Origin of the sequence: Defluviimonas aquaemixtae (genome assembly GCF_900302475.1) — a bacterium.
GTDB classification, from domain to species: domain Bacteria; phylum Pseudomonadota; class Alphaproteobacteria; order Rhodobacterales; family Rhodobacteraceae; genus Albidovulum; species Albidovulum aquaemixtae.
Genome location: NZ_OMOQ01000001.1, coordinates 2,053,427 through 2,078,556 on the forward strand (window position 1 = coordinate 2,053,427; position 25,130 = coordinate 2,078,556).

At 64.8% G+C, this 25,130-nt stretch carries 23 protein-coding genes; 10 read left to right on the top strand and 13 right to left on the bottom strand.

Annotated elements, in window-relative coordinates:
• Positions 1-19: 19 nt before the first annotated feature.
• Together DEA8626_RS10085 and DEA8626_RS10090 are read right to left on the bottom strand one after the other, a co-directional pair.
• Complete coding sequence (locus tag DEA8626_RS10085; protein ID WP_108852827.1) at positions 20-691, bottom strand: P-loop NTPase family protein; 672 nt, start codon at positions 689-691, stop codon at positions 20-22.
• A gap of 1 nt (position 692) precedes the next feature.
• Positions 693-1,760, bottom strand: coding sequence for an AI-2E family transporter (locus tag DEA8626_RS10090; RefSeq protein ID WP_108852828.1), 1,068 nt, complete (start codon positions 1,758-1,760; stop codon positions 693-695).
• Between the two features lie 186 nt (positions 1,761-1,946).
• On the opposite strand from DEA8626_RS10090, the gene DEA8626_RS10095 reads away from it, so the two are divergent.
• From DEA8626_RS10095 to glmM, 5 genes are all read left to right on the top strand, one after another.
• On the top strand, positions 1,947-4,481 hold the full coding sequence (locus DEA8626_RS10095; RefSeq protein WP_108852829.1) for a putative PEP-binding protein: 2,535 nt from the start codon (positions 1,947-1,949) through the stop codon (positions 4,479-4,481).
• 210 nt (positions 4,482-4,691) lie between these two features.
• The gene (locus DEA8626_RS10100; protein ID WP_108852830.1) at positions 4,692-5,378 is read left to right on the top strand and encodes a cell wall hydrolase; all 687 of its coding nucleotides are present in this window, start codon (positions 4,692-4,694) and stop codon (positions 5,376-5,378) included.
• Positions 5,379-5,480: 102 nt separating this feature from the next.
• Positions 5,481-6,365, top strand: a complete 885-nt coding sequence (locus DEA8626_RS10105) for a dihydroneopterin aldolase (RefSeq protein WP_108852831.1) — start codon at positions 5,481-5,483, stop codon at positions 6,363-6,365.
• Between the two features lie 44 nt (positions 6,366-6,409).
• Positions 6,410-7,432: a dihydropteroate synthase gene (folP, locus tag DEA8626_RS10110; protein ID WP_108852832.1), complete on the top strand. Its 1,023-nt coding sequence runs from the start codon at positions 6,410-6,412 to the stop codon at positions 7,430-7,432.
• Entirely contained in the window at positions 7,429-8,772 is a 1,344-nt protein-coding gene (glmM, locus tag DEA8626_RS10115) for a phosphoglucosamine mutase (RefSeq protein ID WP_108852833.1), read from the top strand. Before folP ends, glmM begins: the two co-directional genes overlap by 4 nt.
• Positions 8,773-8,783: 11 nt before the next feature.
• Here the strand turns inward: glmM and DEA8626_RS10120 are convergent, their stop codons facing one another.
• Both DEA8626_RS10120 and DEA8626_RS10125 read right to left on the bottom strand, forming a co-directional pair.
• A complete protein-coding gene (locus DEA8626_RS10120) occupies positions 8,784-9,269 on the bottom strand; it encodes a GNAT family N-acetyltransferase (RefSeq protein WP_108853416.1) in 486 nt (161 codons plus the stop codon).
• Positions 9,269-9,877 carry a VOC family protein gene (locus DEA8626_RS10125; RefSeq protein ID WP_108852834.1) on the bottom strand — a complete coding sequence of 203 codons (609 nt, stop codon included), beginning with the start codon at positions 9,875-9,877 and terminating at the stop codon, positions 9,269-9,271. Before DEA8626_RS10125 ends, DEA8626_RS10120 begins: the two co-directional genes overlap by 1 nt.
• Positions 9,878-10,020: 143 nt before the next feature.
• Between DEA8626_RS10125 and nhaA the strand changes: the two genes are divergently transcribed.
• Complete coding sequence (gene nhaA / locus DEA8626_RS10130; RefSeq protein WP_108852835.1) at positions 10,021-11,241, top strand: Na+/H+ antiporter NhaA; 1,221 nt, start codon at positions 10,021-10,023, stop codon at positions 11,239-11,241.
• Between the two features lie 35 nt (positions 11,242-11,276).
• On the opposite strand, the gene scpA is transcribed toward nhaA, so the two are convergent.
• Positions 11,277-13,409, bottom strand: a complete 2,133-nt coding sequence (gene scpA / locus DEA8626_RS10135; protein WP_108852836.1) for a methylmalonyl-CoA mutase — start codon at positions 13,407-13,409, stop codon at positions 11,277-11,279.
• A gap of 101 nt (positions 13,410-13,510) precedes the next feature.
• Between scpA and DEA8626_RS10140 the strand changes: the two genes are divergently transcribed.
• Positions 13,511-13,954, top strand: a complete 444-nt coding sequence (locus tag DEA8626_RS10140) for a DUF4174 domain-containing protein (RefSeq protein ID WP_108852837.1) — start codon at positions 13,511-13,513, stop codon at positions 13,952-13,954.
• Between the two features lie 7 nt (positions 13,955-13,961).
• On the opposite strand, the gene DEA8626_RS10145 is transcribed toward DEA8626_RS10140, so the two are convergent.
• From DEA8626_RS10145 to DEA8626_RS10170, 7 genes are all read right to left on the bottom strand, one after another.
• Complete coding sequence (locus DEA8626_RS10145) at positions 13,962-14,873, bottom strand: hypothetical protein (RefSeq protein ID WP_108852838.1); 912 nt, start codon at positions 14,871-14,873, stop codon at positions 13,962-13,964.
• A 13-nt stretch (positions 14,874-14,886) separates the two neighbouring features.
• Positions 14,887-16,887, bottom strand: a complete 2,001-nt coding sequence (locus DEA8626_RS10150) for an acetyl-CoA carboxylase biotin carboxylase subunit (RefSeq protein WP_108852839.1) — start codon at positions 16,885-16,887, stop codon at positions 14,887-14,889.
• A 294-nt stretch (positions 16,888-17,181) separates the two neighbouring features.
• A complete protein-coding gene (locus tag DEA8626_RS10155; RefSeq protein ID WP_108852840.1) occupies positions 17,182-17,382 on the bottom strand; it encodes a hypothetical protein in 201 nt (66 codons plus the stop codon).
• Positions 17,383-17,737: 355 nt separating this feature from the next.
• Entirely contained in the window at positions 17,738-18,091 is a 354-nt protein-coding gene (locus DEA8626_RS10160; protein ID WP_108852841.1) for a hypothetical protein, read from the bottom strand.
• Between the two features lie 72 nt (positions 18,092-18,163).
• Positions 18,164-18,289, bottom strand: a complete 126-nt coding sequence (locus DEA8626_RS21595) for a hypothetical protein (protein WP_281261490.1) — start codon at positions 18,287-18,289, stop codon at positions 18,164-18,166.
• Positions 18,290-18,500: 211 nt separating this feature from the next.
• Positions 18,501-18,935, bottom strand: a complete 435-nt coding sequence (locus DEA8626_RS10165; RefSeq protein WP_219929184.1) for a DUF6497 family protein — start codon at positions 18,933-18,935, stop codon at positions 18,501-18,503.
• A gap of 59 nt (positions 18,936-18,994) precedes the next feature.
• A complete protein-coding gene (locus DEA8626_RS10170; RefSeq protein ID WP_108852842.1) occupies positions 18,995-20,527 on the bottom strand; it encodes an acyl-CoA carboxylase subunit beta in 1,533 nt (510 codons plus the stop codon).
• Positions 20,528-20,897: 370 nt separating this feature from the next.
• Here DEA8626_RS10170 and DEA8626_RS10175 point away from each other — a divergent pair, with 370 nt between their 5' ends.
• The 3 genes from DEA8626_RS10175 to DEA8626_RS10185 all read left to right on the top strand — a co-directional run bounded on the left by DEA8626_RS10175 (position 20,898) and on the right by DEA8626_RS10185 (position 24,725).
• Positions 20,898-22,127 (top strand): multidrug effflux MFS transporter, encoded by a 1,230-nt coding sequence (locus DEA8626_RS10175; protein ID WP_108852843.1) that lies wholly within the window; start codon positions 20,898-20,900, stop codon positions 22,125-22,127.
• A 79-nt stretch (positions 22,128-22,206) separates the two neighbouring features.
• The gene (locus DEA8626_RS20845; protein ID WP_146188856.1) at positions 22,207-23,331 is read left to right on the top strand and encodes a DUF4240 domain-containing protein; all 1,125 of its coding nucleotides are present in this window, start codon (positions 22,207-22,209) and stop codon (positions 23,329-23,331) included.
• Complete coding sequence (locus DEA8626_RS10185) at positions 23,331-24,725, top strand: helix-turn-helix domain-containing protein (protein WP_108852844.1); 1,395 nt, start codon at positions 23,331-23,333, stop codon at positions 24,723-24,725. Before DEA8626_RS20845 ends, DEA8626_RS10185 begins: the two co-directional genes overlap by 1 nt.
• Before the next feature lie 4 nt (positions 24,726-24,729).
• On the opposite strand, the gene DEA8626_RS10190 is transcribed toward DEA8626_RS10185, so the two are convergent.
• On the bottom strand, positions 24,730-24,969 hold the full coding sequence (locus DEA8626_RS10190; protein ID WP_108852845.1) for an HP1242/YdcH family protein: 240 nt from the start codon (positions 24,967-24,969) through the stop codon (positions 24,730-24,732).
• Positions 24,970-25,130: the final 161 nt, after the last annotated feature.

A 25,130-nucleotide genomic window follows, 5' to 3' on the forward strand; every position in this document is an offset into this window, starting at 1 on the left:
TCAGATCGCGGTGTCCGCATCATGGCGTCTCGGGGCTGAGCGTGTCCAGAACCTCTGAGGCGATCGTCCAGGTGATCGGTCGCTTGCGAGAAAGTGCCGCGGCATCGAGCGCGGCGACGAGCCTGTGCAATCCGGCGAACGAGCGGTCGATGCGCGGCAGAAGACGCTCGACGACGAGCGGCGCGACAGAGATCTGGCGGTCGGAGAACAGCTTCACGAGGACCGCCGCGAGAAGCGCGTCGTCCGGCGGCAGAAGCGTCGCCAGCGCCGTGGCTTCGAGCCGGCTGGCGAGATCGGGCAGGACGAGTCCCCAGCGCGTGGGGGCGGAGCGCGCCGTCATCAATAGCGGTATGCGATGCGCCTGGGCATGGTTGTGCAGGTGAAAAAGCTGCGTCTCTGCCGCCTTGTCGCCCGCGATCCGGTCGACGTCCTCGACGACGATCGCCCGGGCATCGGGCAACCCGTCTAGAAGCTTCTCGGCGATGAAGACACCGGCGCTCTCGGCACCCGCCCAGACCTGCGCGAGATGGCTCTTACCTGATCCCGCAGGCCCGATCAGGAGCAGCTTTCCGCCCGGCCAGTCACCCCGGTCAAGTGTCGCGACTGCAAGTTCGTTGGACGGCGAGACGAAGAAATCCTCGCGCCCCAGCGCGGGCCGCACAGGCAGATCGAGCGTAAGCTGCCGGGTCATCTCAACCGCGATCCTCCTCGGACAGCCCTTTGTAAAGTCGGCTGTCGAGGTACTGAGATACGCCGAACCGCGCCAGAACACCGATCGCGGCCGCAACCGGAACCGCCACGAGCATTCCGACGAAGCCGAACAGCGTCCCGAACGCGGAAAGCGCGAAAAGAAGCCAAACTGGGTGCAGCCCGACCGACTTGCCGACGAGCCGTGGCGTGATGATGTTGCCCTCGAGAAACTGCCCCACCGCAAAGATCGCGGCGACGATGCCGATCGACAGCCAGTCGCCCCAGAACTGGAACAGCGCAAGCCCGATGGCGAGCATCCCGCCGACAATCGCGCCCACATAGGGAATGAAGGTGATGAGCCCCGCAATGGCACCTACGATCAGGCCGAAATCAAGCCCGGCGAGCATCAGAGCGACAGCATAGAAGGTGCCGAGGATCAGGCAGACCGAAACCTGGCCGCGGACGAAGCCAGCCAGCACGCCGTCGACGTCGCGTGCCAATTGACGGATCCTCTCGCGATGATCCCGCGGGAGCCAGCTATCGATCTTTGCGAGCATGTTGTCCCAGTCGAGCAACAAATAGAACGACACGACCGGAACGACGACGATGAAGACGATCGCGTTGATCACCGACAGCGCGGAATTCAGGAGCCCCTGCGCAAGCTCCCCGCCCCGCGACTTGATCGTCTCGCCGACAGCGCTCAGCGTATCGCGGACGACGCTTTCGTTTTCCATGAACTGGGGGAACTGCACGGACAGGAAGCCCTGCAGCTCGCCGAAGATATTCGGCGCGGCGTTCACGAGTTGGCCAAGCTGGCGGACAAGCATGGGCACGATGAGAAGCGCGAGCAGGATAAAGGTGAGCAGGGCGATCACCGAGATAACCGAAGTTGCGGCGACACGGCTCATCCCCATGCGCTCGAGCCGGTCCGCGACCGGGTCAAGGAAATAGGCAAGCGCGCCGCCCACGATGAAGGGCAGGATGACGTTGCCAAGTCCCCACAGCAAAGCGAAGAAGACCGCCGCCGCGATCCCCCAGAACGTCACCTGCTGCCGGACGGGCAGTGCCATGACGGCTTCCTAACCTGCTTGTGCCAAGAGCCTTGGGCCAGTCATGGCGTAACGGGCCGGGCTGTGCAAGCGCGCCGTCGGGCCCATCCTGCGCGACATGCCCGTCGTCACGGGGCCGCGAAGCCGGCTTGATCTTGCGGAGAACCGGCATCTCGCTATGCTGCGGCTCGACAAGAGGTTGCCGCAGTGCAGAAACACACGGACTTCACCCCGTTCACGGAGATTACGCCATCGGCGCAAGTCGATGCCGCGCGGCATGGCTGGCGCGCCAAGTGTCTTCAGCGGCTGATCCGACTGGACTTGCCGGTGCCGAAATCGGTGGCGTTGCCCTGCGACACCGTCCGCGCGATCGCAGCGGGCCAGATGCCCGACACACGGCGAATCGTGGCGAGTTTCGATGCCGGTGCGCTCATCTCGATCCGGCCGAGCCCCGCCGATCCCGACTGGGGCGGGCCGGGCACTGTACTGAATGTCGGTATGAACGCCGAGCGCCACGACGCGATCCGCGAGAAGCACGGCCAGGCACTTGCCGACGCGCTTTACCTCGGCTTCGTACAGTCTTACGCAATCCATGTCGCGCGGCTCGACCCCGACATGTTCACGGCCGAGCCGTCTGAATCCGCGCTGGCCGCCGCGCTCGCCGCCTACGACGCCGAAATGGAGGAGGAATTCCCCCAGGACACCGCCCGCCAGCTTGCCGAGGTCCTGCGCTCCATGGCGCGCGCGTGGGAAGGAACAACCGCACGGCTCCTGCGTGAGGCCAAGGGCGCGCCGCCCGAAGCCGCGCTCGGCCTCGTCGTGCAGGAGATGGTGCAGTGTTTAGGTCCGGGCCTCTCGGGTCAGGGCACGATTCAGCTGATCGAAGGCGTGACCGGCGCACCCCAGGTGACGGGCCGCTTCCGCGGGCTCAATCCCGCGAACCGCAAGGCCGAAGAGACATTTTATCTGGTCAAGGACAAGCGCGGCAATTCGCTCGAAGAGGCCGCGCCCGAGGTTTTCGCCACCCTTCAGGACCACTGCCGCCGCTGCCGCGTAAAACTGCGCGAGGAGATGCAGATCGAGTTCGCGCTGGAGAATGGCGCGTTGAGGGTTATCGACGCAATCCGCGTGCCCTGCTCGTCGCGCGCGGCGGTGCGAACCGCGGTGACGCTCGCCCAGGAAGACATCATCAGCCGTGACGAGGCGATTCTCAGGGTCGAGCCGCGCGCGTTGTCGGAGCTCTTGCACTATCAAGTCGATCCCCGCGGCACGCGCGACTGTATCGCGCGCGGCATCAACGCCAGCCCCGGCGCCGCGTCGGGCCGCATCGTCCTTTCAGCCGCCGACGCCCAGGCCAGCGCCTCAAGAGGCGAAGCCTGCATCCTCGTACGCCGCGAGACGGTGCCCGAGGATATCCGCGGCATGCATGCCGCTGTGGCGGTCTTGACCGAGCGCGGCGGCATCACGAGCCATGCGGCGGTGATCGCGCGCGGGCTCGGCCTGCCCTGTATCGTCGGCGCCTCCGATCTTGGCCTCGACACGCGCGACCGCCGGATCACCACCAAAGACGGACGCGTCTTCGGCGAAGGCGACATGATCACGATCGATGGTACGAACGGCGAAGTTCTCGCCGGCACTACCGAGATGCTGGAGCCCGCGCTGGACGAATGGTTCCGCACGCTTTTGCACTGGGCCGACAATGTCCGCGACATCGGCGTGCGCGCCAACGCCGATACGCCGGACGAAGCCCGCACCGCGCGGATGTTCGAGGCCGAGGGGATCGGCCTTTGCCGGACCGAGCACATGTTCTTCGACGAAGACCGGCTGACGGTCATGCGCGAGATGATCTTCGCCAACTCCGCGAAGGACCGGAAGGTGGCGCTTGACCGGCTGCTGCCGATGCAGCGGGCGGACTTCATCACGCTCTTTGATATCATGGCGGGCCTTCCGGTCTGCATCCGGCTGTTCGATCCGCCGCTTCATGAATTTCTGCCGCAAGACCGCGAGGGGATGCGCGAACTGGCCGAGGCACTCGACCGGCCGCTTTCGGAGGTGACGCGCCGTGTCGAGGCGCTGAGCGAGTTCAACCCGATGCTCGGCCTGCGCGGGGTGCGGATCGGCGTGACGGTGCCTGAAATCTACGAGATGCAGGCCCGCGCGATCTTTGAGGCAACCGTCGAAGCGTCAAGACGCGGCGCCGCCGTGGTGCCCGAAGTGATGATCCCGCTCGTCTCGGCCAAGCGCGAGGTCGAAATCGTGAAAACGCAGTTCGACGCCGTCGCCGCCGCCGTCAGAGTCGCGACCGGCGTCGATTTCGACTACCGCCTGGGGGTCATGGTGGAGACTCCGCGCGCGGCACTTCGCGCCGGGGAAATCGCTCACCACGTGTCGTTCCTCTCGTTCGGAACGAACGACCTGACTCAGATGACATACGGCCTGTCGCGCGACGATGCCGGTCGCTTCATGGGCGACTACGTTAAGCAGCAGGTCTACCCTGAGGATCCGTTTCACGTTTTGGACATTGATGGCGTCGGCGAACTCCTGCTCATCGGGTGTGCGCGGGGGCGCAAAATTCAGCCTGACGTAACGCTTTCCGTCTGTGGCGAACATGGCGGCAACCCGCCAAGCATCGCATTTTGTCGCAGGTCCGGCTTCGACTACGTCTCCTGCTCGCCGTTTAGAGTACCCGTCGCGCGACTCGCTGCCGCGCAGTTCGCCTTGCTCGACAAACAAGATTCGTAAATTAATTCATTATTTGCAATATGTTACTCAAACGAAAGGCCTCCGGGCCCGCGTTTTTCTGTGTTTCCAAGTGGGAAACAGCCCATAGGTCACAACGGGCCACTGTTGCCTAAATATCACGCGACTGGACGTGAGCGGCTGTATGGGATATGCCGCGCCGGTCAAAGCCTTGGGGGCTGTGGCTCGACGTTAGCAATTCGGGATAGTGAAATGTTTATGCTGAAGTCTTGGACCGGGGGCATCGCCATGCTCCTCGCCCTCTCTGGAGGCGTGCACGCCGAGATGACGGTTAGCCAGTCGAATGATCCGACCGCTGCCATTGGAATGAACCTGACCGCCCTTCTTGGACAGGAACGGGCGGCGCTCGGCGCCGTTAAGGGGACTCGCCTCACTGCAATCGTGACCTCGCCCGCACCGAAGACGCGGTCGAAGTCGAAGAACAAAGCCATCGGGTATGACACGGCATGGCTCGCCAACCAGTCCGCGCCCACGGGTGGGCCCGAATTCGAGTGCCTTGCCAAGGCGCTCTATTTTGAAGCGCGCGGCGAAGGCATCAAGGGGCAGGCGGCTGTCGCTGAAGTGATCCTCAACCGGGTGGACAGCCCGCGTTTCCCCGCCTCGGTCTGTGGCGTGGTCAATCAGTCGAATTCGCGCGGCTGCCAATTCTCGTTCATGTGTGACGGTGCTGCCGAGCGGATCGGCGACAAGAGCGCCTGGACTGTCGCCGGCAAGATCGCGCGCGCCATGATCGAAGGCGCGCCGCGCCGTCTGACCGACGGAGCAACCTATTTCCACACGCCCGCCGTGCGGCCGGCCTGGTCGCGCCGTTTCGACCGGACCGCGGAAATCGGACAGCACATCTTCTACCGCCCGCCGCTAAAGACAGCGCTGAACTGAGACGCCGAGGGTCGCTTGCGGGCCGCAACGCGCCGACCTCGCGCTATTCCTAGCGCGGGGCGTGGCGCTATGATGCGCCGAGCCGACGTTCGGAGCATCGACATGTGTGACGACATCCGCCTGGCCTTCGCCCATCCGGAAGACCGCGCCCACGCGATGGAGACAGGCGATCCGCCCGACCGGATCAGTCTGCGCGATCATATCGCGCAGGCCGATATAGGGGCCTTCCAGGTCGAGCGCGGCGCCCCGCAGCGGTTGCGCTTCAACGTCGTGGTGGAACTCCGCACGCAGGACAAGGCGGGCGACGACGTGGATCGTATCCTTTCCTATGACCGGATCACCGATGCGATCGCGGCCGAGCTCGCGGCCGAACGGCTCAATCTACTCGAAACTCTGGCCGAACGCATCTGCGCGCGTCTGCTGGCTGAGCCGCAGCCCGAGCGCGTCTTCCTGCGCGTCGAGAAGCTCGACCGGGGGCCCGGCGCACTTGGCGTTGAGATCGTCCGGAGCCGCAGCGCCGAAACGACCGACACGCCGAGGGAATCCGCGCCTCGGCCCGTCATCGCGCATGTGCCGGCGGACATATTGGCGCCCGCACTTTCGGCCTGGCTCGACCGCATTGCTCCCACCGCGGCGGTCGTGACTGTCGGCCTGCCCGATCTTCCCCGCCCCGAGGCGGCCACGCCCGACGCCCAGCGCCGCATCGATCTTCTCGCTATTGAACAGGCCGCCTGGGCGGTCGCCGCGCTCGACAGCCGCCTTAACGTTGTCGCGACGCGGACCGAACTTGACTGGGCGATGAAGCGGGGCGAACCGGTCGTCTGGGCGCCGGGCAAAATGGCGCTCGATGTCGCAGGCGCACCGCTGCGCGCCGACCCCTTTGCGCTGGCGCTCTGGCTCGCCGAGATGCTCGACGCCACGCGGGTCGATCTTCACGAAACTGTTGCAGTGCCGGCAGGTTGCCGCGTGCCTGTCGGGCCGCTCTGATCGACGCCCTTGCCAAGCGGCGTGGTGCGGAAGAAAAGCCCCGCATGGAATATTTCCGCCCGATCCCGATGACAGATCCGCTGCGCCCCGACGGCGCACTGCCGCTCGCCGGCGGATGGTGCTGGTTCGACCGGGCCGAGGTTCTGAAGCGCGATGGCTCAAGGGGCCTCATCCTGGCCGAAGATATCCCGGCGGAGATCCGTGGCCACCTCACCGCCGCCCGCCTGCCGCTGGCGGGGATGGAGTTCGACCGTCCGCGCCTCATGGGCATTCTTAACGTGACACCCGACAGCTTTTCCGATGGCGGGCGCTTTCATGCCGGGGACGCCGCCGCTGCCCATGCCCGCGCGATGGCCGAGGCGGGGGCCGACATCCTCGACATCGGTGGCGAAAGCACGCGGCCTGGCGCGGGTGTCGTCGGAGCTGCCGAGGAGATCGAGCGCACCGCGCCGGTGATCTCGAAGCTTCGGTCAGGCGGTCTCAAGCTCCCCATCTCAATCGACACGCGCAAGGCCGAGGTCGCCGGGGCCGCGCTCGACGCCGGTGCCGATTTCGTCAACGATGTCGCGGCTTTGGGTTACGATCCTGGTATCGCTGCGCTTGTGGCCGCGCGCGGGGTGCCGCTGTGCCTCATGCATGCGCAGGGCGATCCTGCGACCATGCAGAATGACCCACGCTATGACAGCGTCCTCCTCGATGTCTTTGATTTTCTTGCCGAACGTGTCGCGCAGGCTGAAGCGGCCGGGATCCCGCGCGACCGCATCGTCGTCGACCCAGGCATCGGCTTTGGAAAGACAGTCGCGCATAATCTTGAGCTGCTCCGGGGCCTGTCGCTGTTTCACGGCCTGGGCTGCGTCGTGCTCCTCGGCGCGTCGCGCAAGCGGTTCATCGGTACCATTGGCGGCGGGGCGGCGGAGAGTCGTGCCGAGCTGCGCATCCCCGGCACGATCGCCGTGATGCTTGCCGGGCTCGCGCAAGGAGTGCAGTTTCATCGCGTCCATGATATCGTCGAGGCAAAACAGGCGCTAAGGCTCTACGAAGCCGTGAGCGCGGGAGAACAGGCATGAGCAGAAAGATCTTCGGAACCGACGGCGTGCGCGGCACGGCGAACACGTATCCCATGACTGCCGAGATGGCGCTGAGGCTCGGCGCGGCGGCGGGTCGCTTCTTCCGCACTGACGGGCGGAACGGGCACCGGGTTGTGATCGGCAAGGACACGCGACTTTCCGGCTACATGCTCGAAAACGCGCTGACGGCGGGGCTGACCTCGACGGGCATGAACGTACTCCTCCTTGGGCCGGTGCCCACCCCTGCGGTGGGTTACCTAACCCGCTCCATGCGCGCGGATCTCGGCATCATGATCTCGGCGTCCCACAACCCTGCCCACGATAACGGCATCAAGTTCTTCGGGCCTGACGGGTTCAAGCTTTCTGACGAGGCCGAGACCGAGATCGAAGAGATCCTGACGGGCGAGATCGAGCCGGCCCAACCTGAGAATATCGGCCGCGCGAGACGGATCGACGATGGGCGCGGACGCTATGTCGAATACGCCAAGACAACGTTCCCGCTGCGCGGCCAGCTTTCCGGCCTCAAGGTTGTCATCGACTGCGCGAACGGGGCGGCTTATCGCGCCGCGCCCGAAGTGCTGTGGGAGCTTGGCGCCGAGGTGATCCCGGTGGGAGTCACGCCCAATGGCCACAACATCAACGACCACTGCGGGTCCACCCACCTGGAGACGGCAGCCGCGGCGGTCGTGGCGCATGGTGCGGACCTTGGCATCTCGCTGGATGGCGATGCGGATCGGGTGATGATCCTCGACGAGAACGGCAAGGTCGCGGACGGCGATCAGATCATGGCGCTTTTCGCCGCGCGTTGGGCAGAGTCCGGTCGGCTGAGCGGCGATGCGCTCGTCGCGACGGTCATGTCCAACCTTGGACTTGAGCGCTTCCTGCGCAGCCGCGGTCTGCGCCTCGAGCGGACAGCGGTTGGCGACCGCTACGTTGTCGAGCGGATGCGCGAGGGCGGCTTCAACCTCGGCGGCGAGCAATCGGGCCATATCGTGATGACCGACTATGCGACGACGGGCGACGGCCTGATCGCTGGATTGCAGTTCCTCGCCGCGATGGCCGAGACGGGCAAGCGCGCCTCCGAACTCGTCCGCCAGTTCGACACGGTGCCGCAGATGCTCAAGAACGTCCGCTACGGGGTCGGAACCGAACCGCTGTCGGCCGCCAATGTCCAAGCTGCGATCACCGGCGCGGAAGCGCGTCTGAATGGCTCCGGCCGGCTGCTGATCCGCAAGTCGGGCACCGAGCCGCTGATCCGGGTCATGGCAGAATGCGAGGACGAAGCGCTTCTCGCCGAAATCGTAGACGGGATCGTGCAGGCGGTGGAAAGCGCCGCCTGAAACGCGCTTCCCTATCCAAGCATCTTCATCATCAGAACGAGGTCGAGCCAGCGCCCGAACTTGCGGCCGACTTCGGGAATGCGCGCGACATGGATGAAGCCTATCCGTTCGTGGAAGGCAACGCCTTCTGAATTCTCGCCTGACACCCCCGCGAAGAGAGTATGCGCTCCACCAGCGCGAGCATGCGCCTCGATCCGCGCCATCAAAGCGCGTCCCGTGCCGCGCCCGCGCGCCCGTGGCGCGAGCACGATGGTATGTTCCATCGCATGGACATAGCCGATGCCGCCCCGAAATTGGGCGTAGGTCGCGAAGCCGAGCAACCCTTCTTCTTCCGCGATGAGGAATTCGCGCCCCGCCGCCCGCCGTTCCGCTATGAGCACAGCGAGGCTCTTGACGGTCTTCTCCTCGCTCGTGAAGGTGACAGTCGTGTCCCGGATGACCGGATTCCATTGGTCGAGTATGGCCGGCAAGTCTGCCGTCACTGCAGGCCGGATGATCACGTCAGCACCCGCTCGCCCGCAGGCGTCGCAATCACTGCCCTGAGGCCGGGCGGCCCCACCACAAAATCGATGCGCGGATCGTTAAGCGGCAGCGCTCGGCCAAGAGCGCCCGCCTCCGAGTGCGACACCTCGAGCTTCAGGAGCCGGCACCCCCGGTCCGGCAAGGCGGCGGCAGGATGGGCATGGCTGCGCCATTCGATTAGCGCGGGGAATCGATTGTCGAACGGCAGTCGCCCGTCTTCCGGTACAGCCATGCGCCAGCGATAGGCGCCCCGGGCGAGGTCGATCGGCCACCCCGCCCCCTCCGGCGCCCCGGCGAGCGCCGCATGCAGATCGTCCACCCGCAGCACCCAGTTCGTCAGCCGAGGCGGGCCGGAAAATGCATCAAGCGCGAACCAACGCGGTCGATCCGGCGCGGGCGCGTCGGGATCGATCGCGATCACTTCGAGATATTCGGACGGGCCGAGGCTCAGAAGGCGGTTGTGCGTCCCCATCAGAGGATGCCTCCCGCCAGTCTCGAGCGCGACGCCCAGCGCCGCTTCCACGTCCGCGGCCCCCTCGTCCAGTATCCGCGCCGAAACCGCAAGATGATCGAATTCCGCCATGCCGTGTTCCCCGCCCGATCCAGATAATCCTAGGCGCGCACGAGCGTCGGGCAAGCCGATTTCCGGCGCATCGACTGTTGATCTCGCCGGGAAAAGGTTCATCTTGTCCCGAACGTCATTGAACCCGACAGGAATTCGCCCGTATGAGCCTTTCCCGCACCCTCGAACGTCTGTTCCGCCACGACGCCGCAGGGGGTGTCGTTCTCATGCTCGCCGCGCTTCTGGCGCTGATCGTCGCCAATTCCTCGCTGTCGGCCGGGTATCACCTGATCCTCGTAAAGAAGCTCTCGATCCTTCTCGATGGCGAAGGGCTCTCGAAACCGCTGATCCTGTGGATCAACGACGGGCTGATGGCGGTCTTCTTCTTCCTCGTCGGGCTGGAGTTGAAGCGCGAGATGGTCGAAGGCAAGCTGAAGAAGCCCGGCGATGTCGTGCTTCCGGGCATGGCGGCCGTGGGCGGCATGGTTGTGCCGGCGCTGATCTATCTGGCGCTGAATTTCTCCGACCCGGTCACGCGCGGCGGATGGGCGATCCCGGCGGCGACAGACATCGCCTTCGCGGTGGGCGTTCTCGCGCTTCTCGGAAAGCGGGTTCCCTCGGCCTTGAAGATCTTCCTCCTTACGCTTGCGATCCTCGACGACCTGGGCGCCATCCTGATCATCGCGCTCTTCTATACCAGGGAACTGCATATCGACTATCTCTGGCTGGCGCTTCTGCCGCTCGCCGGGCTTTTATGGCTGAACTGGGTTGGCGCCCATCGCCATGCGCCATTCATATTATGCGGCGTTATCCTTTGGGTGCTCGTCCTGAAATCCGGTGTCCATGCGACGCTTGCGGGTGTGATCACCGCGTTTTTCGTACCGATGAAGGACCGCTTCGGAAAATCGCCGCTCCACGCGATGGAGGATGCCCTGACGCCTTATGTCGGATTTCTCATCGTGCCGATCTTCGCCTTCGCCAATGCCGGTGTGGTGCTTCAGGGGCTGACATTCGGTGATCTCTTCGCGCCCCTGCCGCTGGGTATCGCAGCGGGTCTCGTTGTCGGCAAACAGCTTGGCGTCTTCGGCGTGACCTGGCTGATGGTCAGAGCCGGCTGGGCACGGCTGCCACATGCCGTCACCTGGGCGCATGTCTACGGGATCGCATGCCTGGCCGGGATCGGCTTCACGATGTCCCTGTTCATCGGCGGCCTGAGCTTCGACAGCCAGGACAACATGAACGCGGTGCGGCTCGGCGTCCTCGTGGGGTCGGGCATCTCCGCGATACTCGGCTATGCGATCCTGCTTCTCAGCGCCGCGCCGGGCGTAGAGGATGAAGCGGAAGCGCCGGCTTCCGATCACCCCGCGCCCGCTGTCCACAACTGACGAAGCCGGCGAAGCCACTCAGACGGGCGGCCCCACTATGCCGCCCGGGCCTCGCGCACCAGCCGCAGGATGTCTTTGGCCGCCGCCGGGATGTTCGTCCCCGGGCCGAAGATCGCCTTGACGCCGGCATTTTGCAGGAACTCGTAATCCTGCTGCGGAATGACGCCGCCGCAGATCACGACGATGTCGCCCGCGCCCTTATCCTTCAGCGCCTCAATGAGCTTCGGCGCCAGCGTTTTGTGGCCAGCCGCCTGGGACGAGATGCCGATGATGTGGACATCGTTATCGACCGCGTCCTGTGCGGCCTCCTCCGGCGTCTGGAAGAGGGGGCCGACATCGACGTCGAAGCCAATATCGGCGAAGGCGGTCGCAATGACCTTTGCGCCCCTGTCGTGCCCGTCCTGGCCCATCTTGACAACGAGCATCCGCGGGCGTCGCCCCTCCTCCTCCGCAAACGATTCGACATCCTGTTGGATCGCCGCGAAGGCCTCGTCGCCTTCATAGGCTGCGCCGTAGACACCGGCGAGCGTCTTCACTTCGGCCCGGTGGCGGCCGAACACCTTTTCCATCGCCATCGAAATCTCTCCTACCGATGCCCTCGCCCGCGCGGCCTCGACCGCCGCCTCCAAAAGATTGCCGCCGTCCTTCGCGCGCCGCTCCACTTCGGCCAGCGCCGCGTCGCACTTCGCCTGATCGCGGCTTGCCCTGATCTTCTCCAGGCGCGTAATCTGCGCCTCGCGCACCTTCACGTTGTCCACATCCAGAATGTCGATCGGGTCTTCCTTGTCCTTGCGGTACTTGTTGACGCCGACGATGACCTCCTCGCCGCGGTCGATCATCGCCTGACGGCGGGCCGCGCTTTCCTCGATCCGGAGCTTCGGCATCCCCGAGGCCACGGCCTTGGTCATGCCGCCCATCGTCTCGACCTCTTCCACGAGCGCCCAGGCGTTTTCGGCCAGTTCCGCCGTCAGGCTTTCCACGTAGTAGGACCCGGCGAGCGGATCGACGACATGAGTGATTCCGGTTTCTTCCTGCAAAATCAGTTGCGTATTGCGCGCGATCCGCGCAGAGAACTCGGTCGGGAGGGCGATCGCCTCGTCAAGCGCATTGGTATGCAAGGACTGGGTGCCGCCGAGAACGGCGCTCATCGCCTCGTAAGCGGTGCGGATGACGTTGTTGTAAGGGTCCTGCTCCTGCAAGGATACGCCCGAGGTCTGGCAATGAGTGCGCAGCATCAGGCTCGACGGCTTCTTCGCGCCGAACTCCGTCATGATCCGGTGCCAGAGAAGCCGCGCGGCGCGCAGCTTCGCGGCCTCCATGAAAAAATTCATGCCGATGGCGAAGAAGAACGACAGCCGCCCCGCGAAGGCGTCCACGTCCATGCCCCGCGCGATGGCCGTGCGGACGTATTCGCGCCCGTCGGCCAGCGTATAGGCCAGCTCCTGCACGAGGTTCGCGCCCGCTTCCTGCATGTGGTAGCCGGAGATGCTGATCGAGTTGAACTTCGGCATCTCTTTCGCGGTGTATTCAATGATATCCGCGACGATCCTCATGCTCGGTTCGGGCGGGTAGACGTAGGTGTTACGCACCATGAACTCCTTGAGGATGTCGTTCTGGATCGTGCCCGACAGGGCTGACCGTTCCACCCCCTGCTCCTCGCCCGCAACGATGAAGCTCGCAAGGATTGGGATGACCGCCCCGTTCATGGTCATTGACACGCTGATCTTCCCAAGCGGGATGCCGTTGAACAGGATCTTCATGTCCTCGACGCTGTCGATCGCGACGCCCGCCTTGCCCACGTCTCCCACGACGCGAGGATGGTCGCTGTCGTAGCCCCGGTGCGTCGCGAGATCGAAGGCGACCGATACGCCCTGCTGCCCGGCCGCGAGGTTCTTGCGATAGAACGCATTCGACTCTTCCGCCGTCGAGAAGCCCGCGTATTGCCGAATCGTCCACGGCCGGCCCGCGTACATCGTCGCGCGCGGCCCGCGCGTGAAAGGCGCAAGACCGGGCAACGAGCCGATATGGTCAAGGCTTTCCGTATCAGCCTCGGTGTAAAGCGGCTTGACGGCGATCCCTTCGAGCGTGGCCCATGTCAGATCGTCGGGATTGCGGCCCTTCAGCTCTTTCTCCGCCAGAACCTGCCATTCCTTCAGCTTTCCCGTCATCGTCGTCGTCCTTTCACCGCTCGCCGGACCCGTATCACCGTCCCGGCATATTCCTTTGGTAATCTGCCCCTTGGGCCTATATCTGAGGCAAAGGAGATTGCATGAAGCCCGTTCTCACCCTGATCCTGTCCGGCACGTTGGCCTTTGCCACCAACGCCCAGGAATCCGAGCCGCCTGTGCTTGAGCCGATTCCGGCGGAAGACGTGACGCTCGACGAGTTTCTTTGGCAGAAGCGTCCCGTCGTCGTCTTTGCCGACAGCGCCAACGATCCCGCCTTCCAGACCCAGCTTCTGTACCTCGCCGAGGATCCGGGCGAACTCATCAAGCGCGACGTGATCATCCTCACCGACACCGACCCGAGGAACCCGTCCGAAGTGCGCCGCAAACTGCGCCCGCGCGGCTTTTCGATGGTGCTGCTCGACAAGGACGGGGCGGTGAAGCTGCGCAAGCCGCTTCCCTGGCAGGTGCGTGAGATCGTGCGTGCGATCGACAAGTTCCCGCTAAGGCAGCAGGAAATCCGCGACAGACAGATATTGGGCCGATAGGCGCATCTCATCGCACCGCCTCCGAGGCAGCCGGATCGAAGACCGTGACACCCGGCACCGCGCCCGAGGCAATCCTCCGCCAATCAGTTTCGAACCTTGCCGTCAACCTTGCGCGCAACTTGGCATCGAAGGGATCGAATGTCGGCCCTTCGATCCCGGCCAGAGCCGCCGCCTCGGCCTGCCGTTCTGCAGTACGGCCGCCGGGCCTTGACCACGCTGCGCGTATGGCATCGAGCGCCGGGCGGGAAAGTCCGCCGGTCGGAGCGAGCTTGGGTGGCGGCAGGTCCACCGACTGCCCGGCCATCGCGCGGGCGACGCCGGGCACCATGTCGCGCCGGCGCTCGTAGCGCCACGCCCGGACGCGGGAATTCGGAAAGACGGTGACCAAGTCGGCAAGGACCGCCGACCAGCCGCGCCCTTCGCCCAGCGTCACGAAGCGGGACGAATCGAAATCCGCCATCGCCCTGCGCAGCACAAGGTGCGAGTAGATCGAAACCGCGTATTCGGCGTAGTCGCGCAGACCGATGTAGATCTCATTGGGGGCGCGCGGGAACAGCGCGGCCGTTCCGATCAGCCAGGCGCGCGCATCCGGGTATAGCGCGCCCGAATCGTAGTTGTCGCGCATCGCGCCCAGCAGGTTCTCGTCGCTGACGATCAGCCGTCGCACCCCTTCGCTCTCAGCCAGCGCGAATTCGTCGTGCAGCGCCGCCGCCATCGGTGCGAACTGCGCGAGGGGTGCAGCATCTGAACCCGCGCGCGCGACCGACGGCACGAAATCGCGCAGATGCCCGATCCGCATCACCTGCGGGCCCCAGAACCGCACTCCGACGGCCTCCAGCATTGACGAAGTACCGTTCAGCATGCGCTGGAGCGCCGTCGAGCCGGTCCGGTGAACCCCGAGATGCAGGATCAGTTCCATGCCCTCAAGCGCCTCACTCGAATTCCATGATAACGTCGTCGACCTTGAGGCTCGCGCCTGGCTGTGCGGCGATCTTTTTGACGGTGCTCTTCTTTTCCGCCCGCAGGATGTTTTCCATCTTCATCGCCTCGACCGTGGCAAGCGCCTGACCCTCTTGCACCTCCTGCCCCTCTTCGACCGAGATCTTCACGATAAGGCCCGGCATCGGACACAGAAGGAATCTCGACGTGTCCGGGGCAAGCTTTTCGGGCATCAGCCGCGCAAGCTCGGCCTGGCGGGGTGTGCGGACATAAACGTTGAGGTCCGCGCCGCGCGTACGGATGCGCTGGCCGGCCGGGATCTTGTCGACCTTCAGGACCACCGCCTCGCCATCGACGTCGAGCCGCGCGAGCGACTGGCCCGGCGTCCAGTCCGACGTTACGCGATGTGCGGTGCCATCCTGAAACCGGACCGTGGCGCCCTCGCGGTCGGCGGCGATCCGGACGGCAATCTCCTCGCCTTGGATCGCCACGACCCAATCGTCGCCGACATGACGTTCGTGGTTGCCGAGCCGCCCGGTGATCCGCGTGCGCCGGATCTCGGCCACGCGGTTCATCGCCGCGGCCGCCGCGACGACCTTGCGTAGCTGGCCCTGAGGCAGCGTCACGCCCTGGAAACCGTCGGGATATTCCTCGGCGATAAAGGCCGTCGTGATCGCGCCCTCGATGAAGCGCGAATGGTCCATGACCGCCGAAAGGAACGGCAGGTTGTGCCCGATCCCCTCAACTTCGAACGTGTCGAGCGCGACTCGCATCGCCTCGATCGCTTCGGCCCGGTTCGGTGCCCAAGTGCAGAGCTTGGCGATCATCGGGTCGTAATACATGCTGATTTCACCGCCCTCATAGACACCCGTGTCGTTGCGGACGATGGCGTGATCCGCGACCGCCTCGGCGGGTGGGCGGTAGCGGGTGAGCCTTCCAATCGAGGGCAGGAAGTTGCGGTAGGGGTCCTCGGCATAGAGCCGGCTCTCGATCGCCCAGCCGTTGATCTTCAGATCCTTCTGCGCGAATGGCAGCTTCTCGCCCGCCGCGACGCGGATCATCTGTTCCACGAGATCTACCCCGGTGATCAGCTCTGTCACCGGGTGTTCAACCTGAAGTCGCGTGTTCATTTCAAGGAAGTAGAAATTCTTGTCGCCATCGACGATGAATTCCACGGTGCCGGCGCTGCTGTAGCCGACCGCGCGGGCCAGTGCGCAGGCCTGTTCGCCCATCGCCTTGCGGGTCTTTTCGTCCAGGAAAGGGCTTGGCGCTTCTTCGATGACCTTCTGGTTCCGCCGCTGTATCGAGCATTCGCGCTCGTGCAGGTAGACGTAGTTGCCATGCTTATCGGCCAGCACCTGGATTTCGATGTGGCGCGGCTGGGTGACGAATTTCTCGATGAAGATACGGTCGTCGCCGAAGGACGCCGCCGCCTCGTTCTTCGAGGACTGGAAGCCGTCCCTCGCCTCCTCGTCGTTCCAGGCGATCCGCATTCCCTTGCCGCCGCCGCCTGCGGAGGCCTTGATCATCACAGGATAGCCGATCTCACCACTTATCTTCACGGCCTCGTCGGCATCTTCGATCAGCCCCATGTAACCTGGCACGGTCGACACTTTGGCATCAATCGCGAGCTTCTTCGACGTGATCTTGTCGCCCATCGCTTCGATCGCAGGGCTCGGCGGGCCGATGAAGACCACGCCCTCCTTCTCGAGCGCCTCCGCGAACTTCATGTTTTCGCTCAAGAAGCCGTAACCGGGATGAACAGCCTCGGCCCCGGTCTGGCGGATCGCATCCATGATCTTGTCAATCACGATGTAGGACTGGTTGGCGGGCGGCGGGCCGATATGGACAGCCTCGTCAGCCATCTTGACGTGCAGCGCGTTCCTATCGGCATCCGAATAGACCGCGACCGTCTGGATGCCCATCTTGCGCGCGGTCTTGATGACCCGGCAGGCGATCTCGCCCCGGTTCGCGATCAGGATCTTCTTGAACATGTCTGTCTTCCCCGCCGTGCATGGATGTTCGATGCGCGATCCGGCCCGCGCCCGAGCGCGGTTCCGTTCACGCGACGCGCCCGCTTCCGAGCGCGATTTGTGAGAGTGCGTCGCAGGTCGCTCAACGCGAAAGCCGGGGGCCTGTCCGGTGTCCCGCGACAGGTCATGCCCAGAGCGCGGCGTCGCCGGACTTCCATCCAGTCCGGAGCGAAAACGAAAAAGCCACCGGGAATTCGCGCCCCGGTGGCTTCGGCAAGTGCTGTCCCGGGGGCCGAACCGGCCCCGGTCAGATGGTTATCGGCATACGCCCACGTCGTCGCAGAATACGCCGGCCGCGCCGCCGATGACCGCGCCGGTGACGGCGCTGTTGTCGGTCGCGTCCGCGAGGAGCGCGCCGGCAGCCGCGCCGGCCACGCCGCGCTCCGCGTCATTGTCGAGGCACCCGGCCAGAGCGCCGACGAGCGCCATTGCGACGAGAGTTTTAGTAAACCGCATACTGCTCTTCCTTCCACAGGGTTTGTTATGGCCGCGCAGTCTAGCGAAATGCACGGCGCGGAAAAGTGAAATCGGCGTGATTTTGAAGGCTCGGCGTTCCATTGCCGAACGGCGTGCGGGCGCGGTTCGGATGAGGCCGTATCGACAAAGAAAGGCGGCCTGACCCATGAGGGGCCAGGCCATAGAGAAGGGGAAGGGTAACGGTTTTGACAAATCGGGGCGCAATGCTTGCTGTAGGGTGACGCCCCACACTCACCATGCGGGGAGGGGGTCGCAGGCGCAAACCCAAAGTTTCCAAGGTGGAAACGATCGGCAGAATTGCGCCCAAACACGTCCAGATTGCGCAAGAACATGCCTATTCCCCGTCCTCGAACGCCTCGGGGAACGCCGCCCGGGCCCTGGCCAAGTCGATTTTCAGACGCGATTCATAGCTTTCGGGGTCGAAGTCCTCGTCGACGGGAATCACTTCCCTGCCAAACAGCCACGACAACCGCCCGGCATCGAGATTGCCGCGCTCGAACGCTTCTTCGCCGAAGTGGTCCCATAGTGCGGCCATGAAGGCCAGGTCGGCGCGCCGGTCGGCCGGCGAGCGGTCACGATAGCGCTCGCGCGCGACGATTCTGGTCACCCCCTTGGGGTTCGCGCGGCGGATGGTGAACTGAAAGTCGGTGCCGGGAAGGCGGCCTGGAAAACCGCGATGCTTCAGCATGGCGCGGCTCCCGTCCCAGGGCGCAGCGCGCGCGGTGCGGCCGGTCCGCCATGGCGGACCGGCCGGCGAACCTTACTTGTACTTGCCGGTGAAGACAGGTTCAGCGGTGACGGGTTCTTCGACGTACACCGTTTCCTGTTTCGGGGCACAGGCCGCCACAAATGCGACCATAACGCACGCGAAAAGTGCTTTAGACATGACACGCTCCTGCTCAGAAAGGCGGACGCGCGGTTCTCCGCGATTTCCCGCCGGGTTGTTTCTGCAGCGGCCGTGAGATCGCCGCCACGCGCCATCATAGCGGATGGCCCGCCGCCGTCCCATGTCGGCCCCTGCAAGTTTGGAAGCTGTGGCGGGCGGGCATCACCTCTGCACCAAGAATCGCCGGGACCGGCAAGATACTGTGGACGCATCACAATGCCTCCCAGATGCAGGTCCCATCCTCGACGCGATAGGCTTCAAAGAACTGGGTCGCCTCGGGGTCGGGCTCGCCGAAGGGCACGACCCGATCCATGAACGAGATCACGATCTGTTCGGGGCGCGGGCCGGTCCCGGGCAGCCGCGGAAGGGCGTAGATTTCGCACAGATGTGCCATGTCCTCCTGTGCAGCCTCTGCGCTCACCGTGCTCCTCTCGCGCGCGATGCCCGGCGCGAGAAAGCGGAAACGGATCGTCAGTCCCTGGGGCCCGGGAGCGTCGTTGACGGTGTCGACGAAGCTCACCGCCTGACCCGACGGCACGGTGATTATGTCGGCAATTGCAACCGGCACAGCCGCCTCCTGTTTGCCCAGCACGAGCCAGAGCACGATCCCGATCACCCCCGCGATTGCCAGAGCCCAGCGGATCATCGTTCCGCGCGGCCCGTATCGTTGCGCCTCAGCATGGCGTCTCCACCTGTCGCCCCGCCTCAGAGCGGGATGTTGTCGTGTTTCTTCCAGGGATTGCTAAGCTTCTTCGTCCGCAAGGACGCGAATGCCCGCGCTACGCGCTTGCGCGTCGAATGCGGCATGATCACCTCGTCGATAAAGCCCTTTTCGGCAGCGACAAAGGGATTGGCAAAGCGGCCCTCGTAATCCTTCGTGCGCGCCGCGATCTTGTCCTTGTCGCCCAGTTCGCTGCGATAGAGGATCTCGACCGCGCCCTTGGCACCCATCACCGCGATCTCGGCCGTAGGCCAGGCATAGTTGAAATCGCCGCGCAGATGCTTTGACGCCATGACGTCGTAGGCGCCTCCGTAAGCCTTTCGGGTAATGACGGTGACCTTCGGCACCGTCGCCTCGCCGTAGGCGAAGAGAAGCTTCGCCCCATGCTTGATGACGCCGCCATATTCCTGGCCGGTGCCCGGCAGGAAGCCCGGCACGTCGACGAAGGTCAGGATCGGAATCTCGAACGCATCGCAGAAACGCACGAAACGCGCGGCCTTGCGGCTGGAATCGATATCGAGACAACCTGCCAACACTGTCGGCTGGTTGGCAACGACGCCCACCGTCTGACCTTCCAGCCGAACGAAGCCGGTGATGATGTTCGCCGCGAAGTCCTTCTGGATCTCGCAAAAATCGCCCTCATCGGCGACCTTCACGATCAGTTCCTTCATGTCGTAGGGCTGGTTGGGATTGTCGGGGATGAGCGTGTCGAGGCTTTCCTCCATCCGCGCGACATCGTCGAAGAAGGGGCGCGTCGGCGCCTTCTCGCGGTTGTTGAGGGGCAGGAAGTCGAACAGCCGACGAATCTCGACCATCGCCTCGACATCGTTCTCGAACGCGCCGTCGGCGACGGAGGATTTGCGGGTGTGGGTAGACGCACCGCCAAGTTCCTCGGACGTCACGATTTCGTTCGTGACGGTCTTCACAACGTCCGGCCCCGTGACGAACATGTAGGAGGTGTCTTTCACCATGAAGATGAAGTCTGTCATGGCGGGGGAATAGACCGCGCCTCCCGCGCAGGGCCCCATAATGACACTGATCTGCGGCACGACGCCCGAAGCCATGATATTGCGCTGGAAGACGTCGGCATAGCCGGCCAGCGAGGCGACGCCCTCCTGGATGCGCGCGCCGCCTGAGTCGTTCAGCCCGATGACAGGCGCGCCATTCTGAACGGCCATATCCATGATCTTGCAGATCTTCTGGGCGTGGGTTTCGCTGAGCGATCCGCCGAAGACGGTGAAATCCTGGCTGAACACATAGACCATGCGGCCGTTGATCGTGCCCCATCCGGTCACGACGCCGTCGCCCGAAGGCCGGTCCTTCTCCATTCCGAAATCCGTGCAGCGATGGGCGACGAACATGTCGAACTCCTCGAACGAGTCTTCGTCGAGCAAGAGCTCGATCCGTTCCCGCGCCGTGAGCTTGCCGCGCCCGTGCTGCGCATCGATCCGGCGTTGGCCGCCGCCCGCCCGTGCGGTCGCACGCCGCGATTCCAGCTCTTCGAGAATGGCCTTCATGCTCTCCCCCCTTCACGTTTGCGGCAAACTAGCCCGTGCGGCGGCCCGCGCAAAGCAGATTTGCGAAAATTTGCAACACATTCGCTCCGGTCATGGTGCGAATTGCAAATCAGCAAATTCACGCGGTTCAGCGCCGATCATCCCAGGTAATCCGTGCGGCGGCCGGGGCGAAGGCACCAGAACGTTCAAACGCCCAACCCACGCTACGTGACCTGCCTGACGGAAGTGCTCCGACGGTACGCCCGGATCCGCTTCTCTCCCGTCGAACTTGACGCATTCTTCATCTATGTTGGCTGGAATTGTACGGCGCACAACGCCCTGTGCATTCTGATCGCTGGACACCGACCCGCACCGCGCCTAAGCCACGACGATGTCCACGAAATCCGACCAGCCTCGGGTCCAGGTGACGTTCCTCGACCGCGCCAGCCCGCCCCATATTGTGACACTCGTCTGCGTCACGGGGCTCTCGGCGCTTGCGATGAACGTCTTCCTGCCGTCGCTTCCGGCGATGACCGAGTGGTTCGCGACCGACTACCGGCTGATGCAGCTTTCGGTTTCGCTCTTCCTGGCCGTCAGCGCCGGTTTGCAGATCGTGATCGGGCCGATCTCGGACAGGTTCGGTCGGCGGCCGGTCCTCCTTTGGTCGGTTGTGCTGTTTCTTGTCGCGACTGCGGGCACGATCCTCGCGCAGGACGCCACGACATTCCTCGCTTTTCGCATGATGCAGGCGGTGATCGCCGCCGGAATGGTGCTGAGCCGCGCCGCGATCCGCGACATGGTGCCGGCGGAACAGGCCGCTTCAATGATCGGATACGTTACGATGGGCATGGCGCTCGTGCCGATGGTCGGTCCGATGATCGGCGGTGTATTGGACGAGGCTTTCGGCTGGCACGCAAACTTTGTGCTGCTCTTCCTTGTCGGGCTCGCCACGTTCTGGTTGATCTGGGCGGATTTGGGCGAAACGGCGGTCGGACGAGCCGCCCGCTTCTCCGATCAGGTTCGCCAGTATCCCGAACTGCTGGGCTCGCCCCGCTTCTGGGGCTACTGTCTGACTGCGGCCTTTTCCTCCGGCAGTTTCTTCGCCTATCTCGGCGGCGCGCCCTATGTCGGCACCGAGGTGTTTCGCCTGTCGCCGAGCGTTCTTGGCGTCTACCTCGCCGCGCCCGCCGTCGGCTACGCGCTCGGCAACTACATTTCGGGGCGCTTCTCCGTCCAGATCGGCATCAATCGGATGGTACTTCTTGGCACCCTCATCACCTCGGCGGGCATGGTCGTCCTGACCGGGATCGAACTTGCCGGGTTTTCGCGCCCCACGCTGTTCTTCGGGCTGATTGTCTCGGTCGGACTCGGCAACGGGATGGCGCTGCCCAACGCCAATGCGGGCCTGCTGTCGGTGCGCCCGCAGCTTGCCGGAACCGCCTCGGGCCTCGGCGGCGCGATCATGATCGGAGGGGGCGCGGGGCTGTCGGCCATCGCCGGCTGGGCGCTCGGCTTCGGCGGCGGGGCGCTGCCTCTCGTGGCGCTCATGGCGGCGTCTTCGGTGCTCTCGGTTGCGACGATCCTTCTCGTCATTCGCCGCACCAAACGGCTCGGCCAGTAGCGCCCTCGCCGACGATTGCGCGCTTCGCAGATTCGTCTAGTCTTCACCGCAAATCTGCAAATCCGGTGCGGGACACGGAATGGACTACAAGGACGGGCTGGTCACCGGCTTCAAGCCGAAATTCCGCTCATTCGACGACGACTGGGAACGCTACATGTTCGCCGTCGTCGATCTGGAGGAGGCGGGGAAGATCACGTGTACGCCCGGCGTTCCGCTCTACGCGAGCCACTGCGGACCGGGCTACGACTGGCTGATCGACCAGTATTTCGAGGCCGGGAAACGCGACGAGATCGAGGCCTATTTCACGCCGTCCGGCGAGACGTTCTACGCCCCGCTGACCGATTCGACACTCGCGGTCCTCGAACGGTTCCGCGCGATGGGCGAAGGTGCGCGCGCGGTCAGAATCTGGCGCGCGCATACCTGCCTGATGAAGGGCGTCTTCTGGTTCTACGTGAACGAACGCCGCAAGGGCTTCCGCTACGAACCCGGAATCATGAACGTAAGCGAGGCCGAACAGCGCGCCAGCCACGAGGACTTTGTCGGCCAGATCCCGGAAAAGAAGGCGATCCTTCTGAAGGCCATGGCCGATTTCCGCGCGCTCGCCGCGGGCGAAGGCGGCTCCGCCTCCGAGCTCGCCCGGATCGACGTCGACATCGCCGCCATCGAGGCCGAAGAACGGCCGAAGCCGGTCAACAAGACCGACGCGCGCAAGATGACCGAGGATGTATTCTGGGAACTGATCGACACTGGCCTCGGCATCGAAACGCTCGGCGAGCGGCTCGATCTGCTGCCAGAGCGGCTCGCGCAATTCAAGCCCTCGGCCATTCGTGCCTTCGATAAAATCCTGCGCGAGATGGATGCCCGCGCCTATCGTACCGATGTCTGGGCGCTCGCCTATCTCCTGCAGGGCGGGTGCTCCGACGACGCATTCGACGCGTTCCGGGGCTGGCTGATCCTGCAAGGGCGCGCGGTCTTCGAGGCGACGCTCGCCGATCCCGACGGCTTCGACATCGCGCTGCATCACGGCAGCGCAGGCGGCATGGACGCGCTCCGCGATGCCGCCCCGATCGCCTATGACATGCGCGAGGGCAGGGCAATGCCACCGGCGAAGTCAAAGCTGTTGAAGTTAGCCGGCCCCGAGGTCGAAGAGCACGACTTCCCCAGCATGCTGCCCCGCATTGCCGCCGCCGTGGAGGCCGTCTGATGCCGACCCAGAAGCTCTATGCCGGCGCCAAGCTGCGCGAGACCCGCACGCGACTCGGGCTCACCCAGAAGGCCTTCGCCGCCAAGCTCGGGGTGTCGCTGCCCTATCTCAACCAGATGGAGAACAATCACCGTCCAGTCTCGGCGGCCGTGGTGCTCGCGCTCGCCGGCGAATTCGGGCTCGACGTGACGGAGCTTTCGGCGGGCGATGCCGAACGGCTCGTCTCAGACATGCGCGAGGCGCTCGCAGATCCGGTCTTCGCCGACACCGCGCCGCCGTTGGCCGACCTGCGTCTCGCCGCCTCGAACGCGCCGGTGCTGGCCCGCGCCTTTCTCGCGCTCCACCGCGCCTACCGGCAGAACGACGAACGCCTCGCCTCGCTCGACGAAGCGCTTGGCCGCGACGAGGCCGGGTCGCGCGCCTCGCCCTGGGACGAAGTGCGGGATTTCTTCCACTACTGCGACAATTATATCGACGCCGTTGACCGCGCCGCCGAACGCTTCGCCGAACCGCAGGAGCGGGGTTTCGACCCCGAGCGCAAGGCGCGCGCGATCCTTGCTGATAACGGGGTGGAACTGGTCTACGAAGACATCGCCGAAATCCGCCAGCGCGCCGGGGACCGCCTCACCCTTTCGACCCGCACGGCGCCCGAAACACGCCGCTTCCAGCTTCTCCACCAACTCGCGCTCGTCACGCAGGACGAACTGCTGGAAGCCACGCTCGACCTCGCTCGGTTCCAATCCGAAGCCGCGCGCTCCATCGCCAAGATCGGGCTTGCAAATTATTACGCCGGAGCGGCGCTCCTGCCCTACGGCGCCTTTCTCAGCGCCGCACAGGAGACGCGGCACGACCTGGAACGGCTCGCCGACCGCTTCGGCGCCTCGATAGAACAGGTGGCGCACCGGCTCTCGACGCTGCAGCGCCCCGGCCAGAAGGGCCTGCCGTTCTTCTTCGTCCGCGTCGATCAGGCGGGCACGATCACCAAGCGCCATTCCGCGACGCGGCTCCAGTTCGCCCGCTTCGGCGGCGCCTGCCCTCTATGGAACGTCCACCGCGCCTTCGAAACGCCGGGCCGCTTCCTGCGTCAATTGGCCGAGACGCCGGACGGGGTGCGCTACTTCTGCCTCGCGCGCGACGTGTCGAAACCCGGAGGGTCATTCCACGCGCCGGTGCGGCGCTACGCGATCGGGCTCGGCTGCGAGGTCAGCCACGCACGTGATCTTGTCTATGCCGACGATCTTGACCTGACGAATGCGCGCGCCTTCGAGCCCATCGGGATCTCCTGCCGAATCTGCGACCGCAAGGATTGCCATCAGCGCTCCGTCCCGCCGCTCGAACGTCGCCTGCGCGTGGACCCCGACCGGCGAGGGCTTCTCCCCTACCAGATCGAGTAGGGCTTCAGGAACCGGCCAGCATGCGCGCGATCTCGTCCTTCAGAAACGCGCGCTTCTTGCGCATCTCGGTCTCGACCAGATCCCCGACCGGCTCCACCCCCGTTTCGGCGCGGTGCACTTCGCGGTTGAGCGTGTGATACTCGTCGGCAAGCCGGGCAAAATGCGCGTTCGACGTCTTTAGCTCATGGATCTTGTCAGCGTCGGCGGGGAATTCTTCGTGCAGTTCATGGGGCGTATGCGTCATGAAACGATCCTTCTTCTCTCTGCCCGCCCGTTTTGGACGGCGCGCTCGCCCAGCACCTTGACCTCGGTCAAGTCGCCGGGCCCAGCCGACGCCGCGAACGGCGCGCGAAAGGGCGGCATCGCGCTTGCACCGCCGGTGACGAACGACGAAGGTCGCCCCGC

Bases quoted from the DNA above. Each gene is read 5' to 3' on its own strand.
- DEA8626_RS21595 (WP_281261490.1), bottom strand. From the start codon at position 18,289: ATGTCTAAAGCACTTTTCGCGTGCGTTATGGTCGCATTTGTGGCGGCC.
- DEA8626_RS10150 (WP_108852839.1), bottom strand. From the start codon at position 16,887: ATGTTCAAGAAGATCCTGATCGCGAACCGGGGCGAGATCGCCTGCCGG.
- glmM (WP_108852833.1), top strand. From the start codon at position 7,429: ATGAGCAGAAAGATCTTCGGAACCGACGGCGTGCGCGGCACGGCGAAC.
- DEA8626_RS10165 (WP_219929184.1), bottom strand. From the start codon at position 18,935: ATGATCCGCTGGGCTCTGGCAATCGCGGGGGTGATCGGGATCGTGCTC.
- DEA8626_RS10185 (WP_108852844.1), top strand. From the start codon at position 23,331: ATGCCGACCCAGAAGCTCTATGCCGGCGCCAAGCTGCGCGAGACCCGC.
- DEA8626_RS10125 (WP_108852834.1), bottom strand. From the start codon at position 9,877: ATGGCGGAATTCGATCATCTTGCGGTTTCGGCGCGGATACTGGACGAG.
- DEA8626_RS10100 (WP_108852830.1), top strand. From the start codon at position 4,692: ATGTTTATGCTGAAGTCTTGGACCGGGGGCATCGCCATGCTCCTCGCC.
- DEA8626_RS20845 (WP_146188856.1), top strand. From the start codon at position 22,207: ATGGACTACAAGGACGGGCTGGTCACCGGCTTCAAGCCGAAATTCCGC.
- DEA8626_RS10160 (WP_108852841.1), bottom strand. From the start codon at position 18,091: ATGCTGAAGCATCGCGGTTTTCCAGGCCGCCTTCCCGGCACCGACTTT.
- folP (WP_108852832.1), top strand. From the start codon at position 6,410: ATGGAATATTTCCGCCCGATCCCGATGACAGATCCGCTGCGCCCCGAC.
- DEA8626_RS10090 (WP_108852828.1), bottom strand. From the start codon at position 1,760: ATGGCACTGCCCGTCCGGCAGCAGGTGACGTTCTGGGGGATCGCGGCG.
- DEA8626_RS10105 (WP_108852831.1), top strand. From the start codon at position 5,481: ATGTGTGACGACATCCGCCTGGCCTTCGCCCATCCGGAAGACCGCGCC.
- DEA8626_RS10140 (WP_108852837.1), top strand. From the start codon at position 13,511: ATGAAGCCCGTTCTCACCCTGATCCTGTCCGGCACGTTGGCCTTTGCC.
- DEA8626_RS10085 (WP_108852827.1), bottom strand. From the start codon at position 691: ATGACCCGGCAGCTTACGCTCGATCTGCCTGTGCGGCCCGCGCTGGGG.
- DEA8626_RS10170 (WP_108852842.1), bottom strand. From the start codon at position 20,527: ATGAAGGCCATTCTCGAAGAGCTGGAATCGCGGCGTGCGACCGCACGG.
- scpA (WP_108852836.1), bottom strand. From the start codon at position 13,409: ATGACGGGAAAGCTGAAGGAATGGCAGGTTCTGGCGGAGAAAGAGCTG.
- DEA8626_RS10145 (WP_108852838.1), bottom strand. From the start codon at position 14,873: ATGGAACTGATCCTGCATCTCGGGGTTCACCGGACCGGCTCGACGGCG.
- DEA8626_RS10175 (WP_108852843.1), top strand. From the start codon at position 20,898: ATGTCCACGAAATCCGACCAGCCTCGGGTCCAGGTGACGTTCCTCGAC.
- DEA8626_RS10155 (WP_108852840.1), bottom strand. From the start codon at position 17,382: ATGCGGTTTACTAAAACTCTCGTCGCAATGGCGCTCGTCGGCGCTCTG.
- DEA8626_RS10190 (WP_108852845.1), bottom strand. From the start codon at position 24,969: ATGACGCATACGCCCCATGAACTGCACGAAGAATTCCCCGCCGACGCT.
- nhaA (WP_108852835.1), top strand. From the start codon at position 10,021: ATGAGCCTTTCCCGCACCCTCGAACGTCTGTTCCGCCACGACGCCGCA.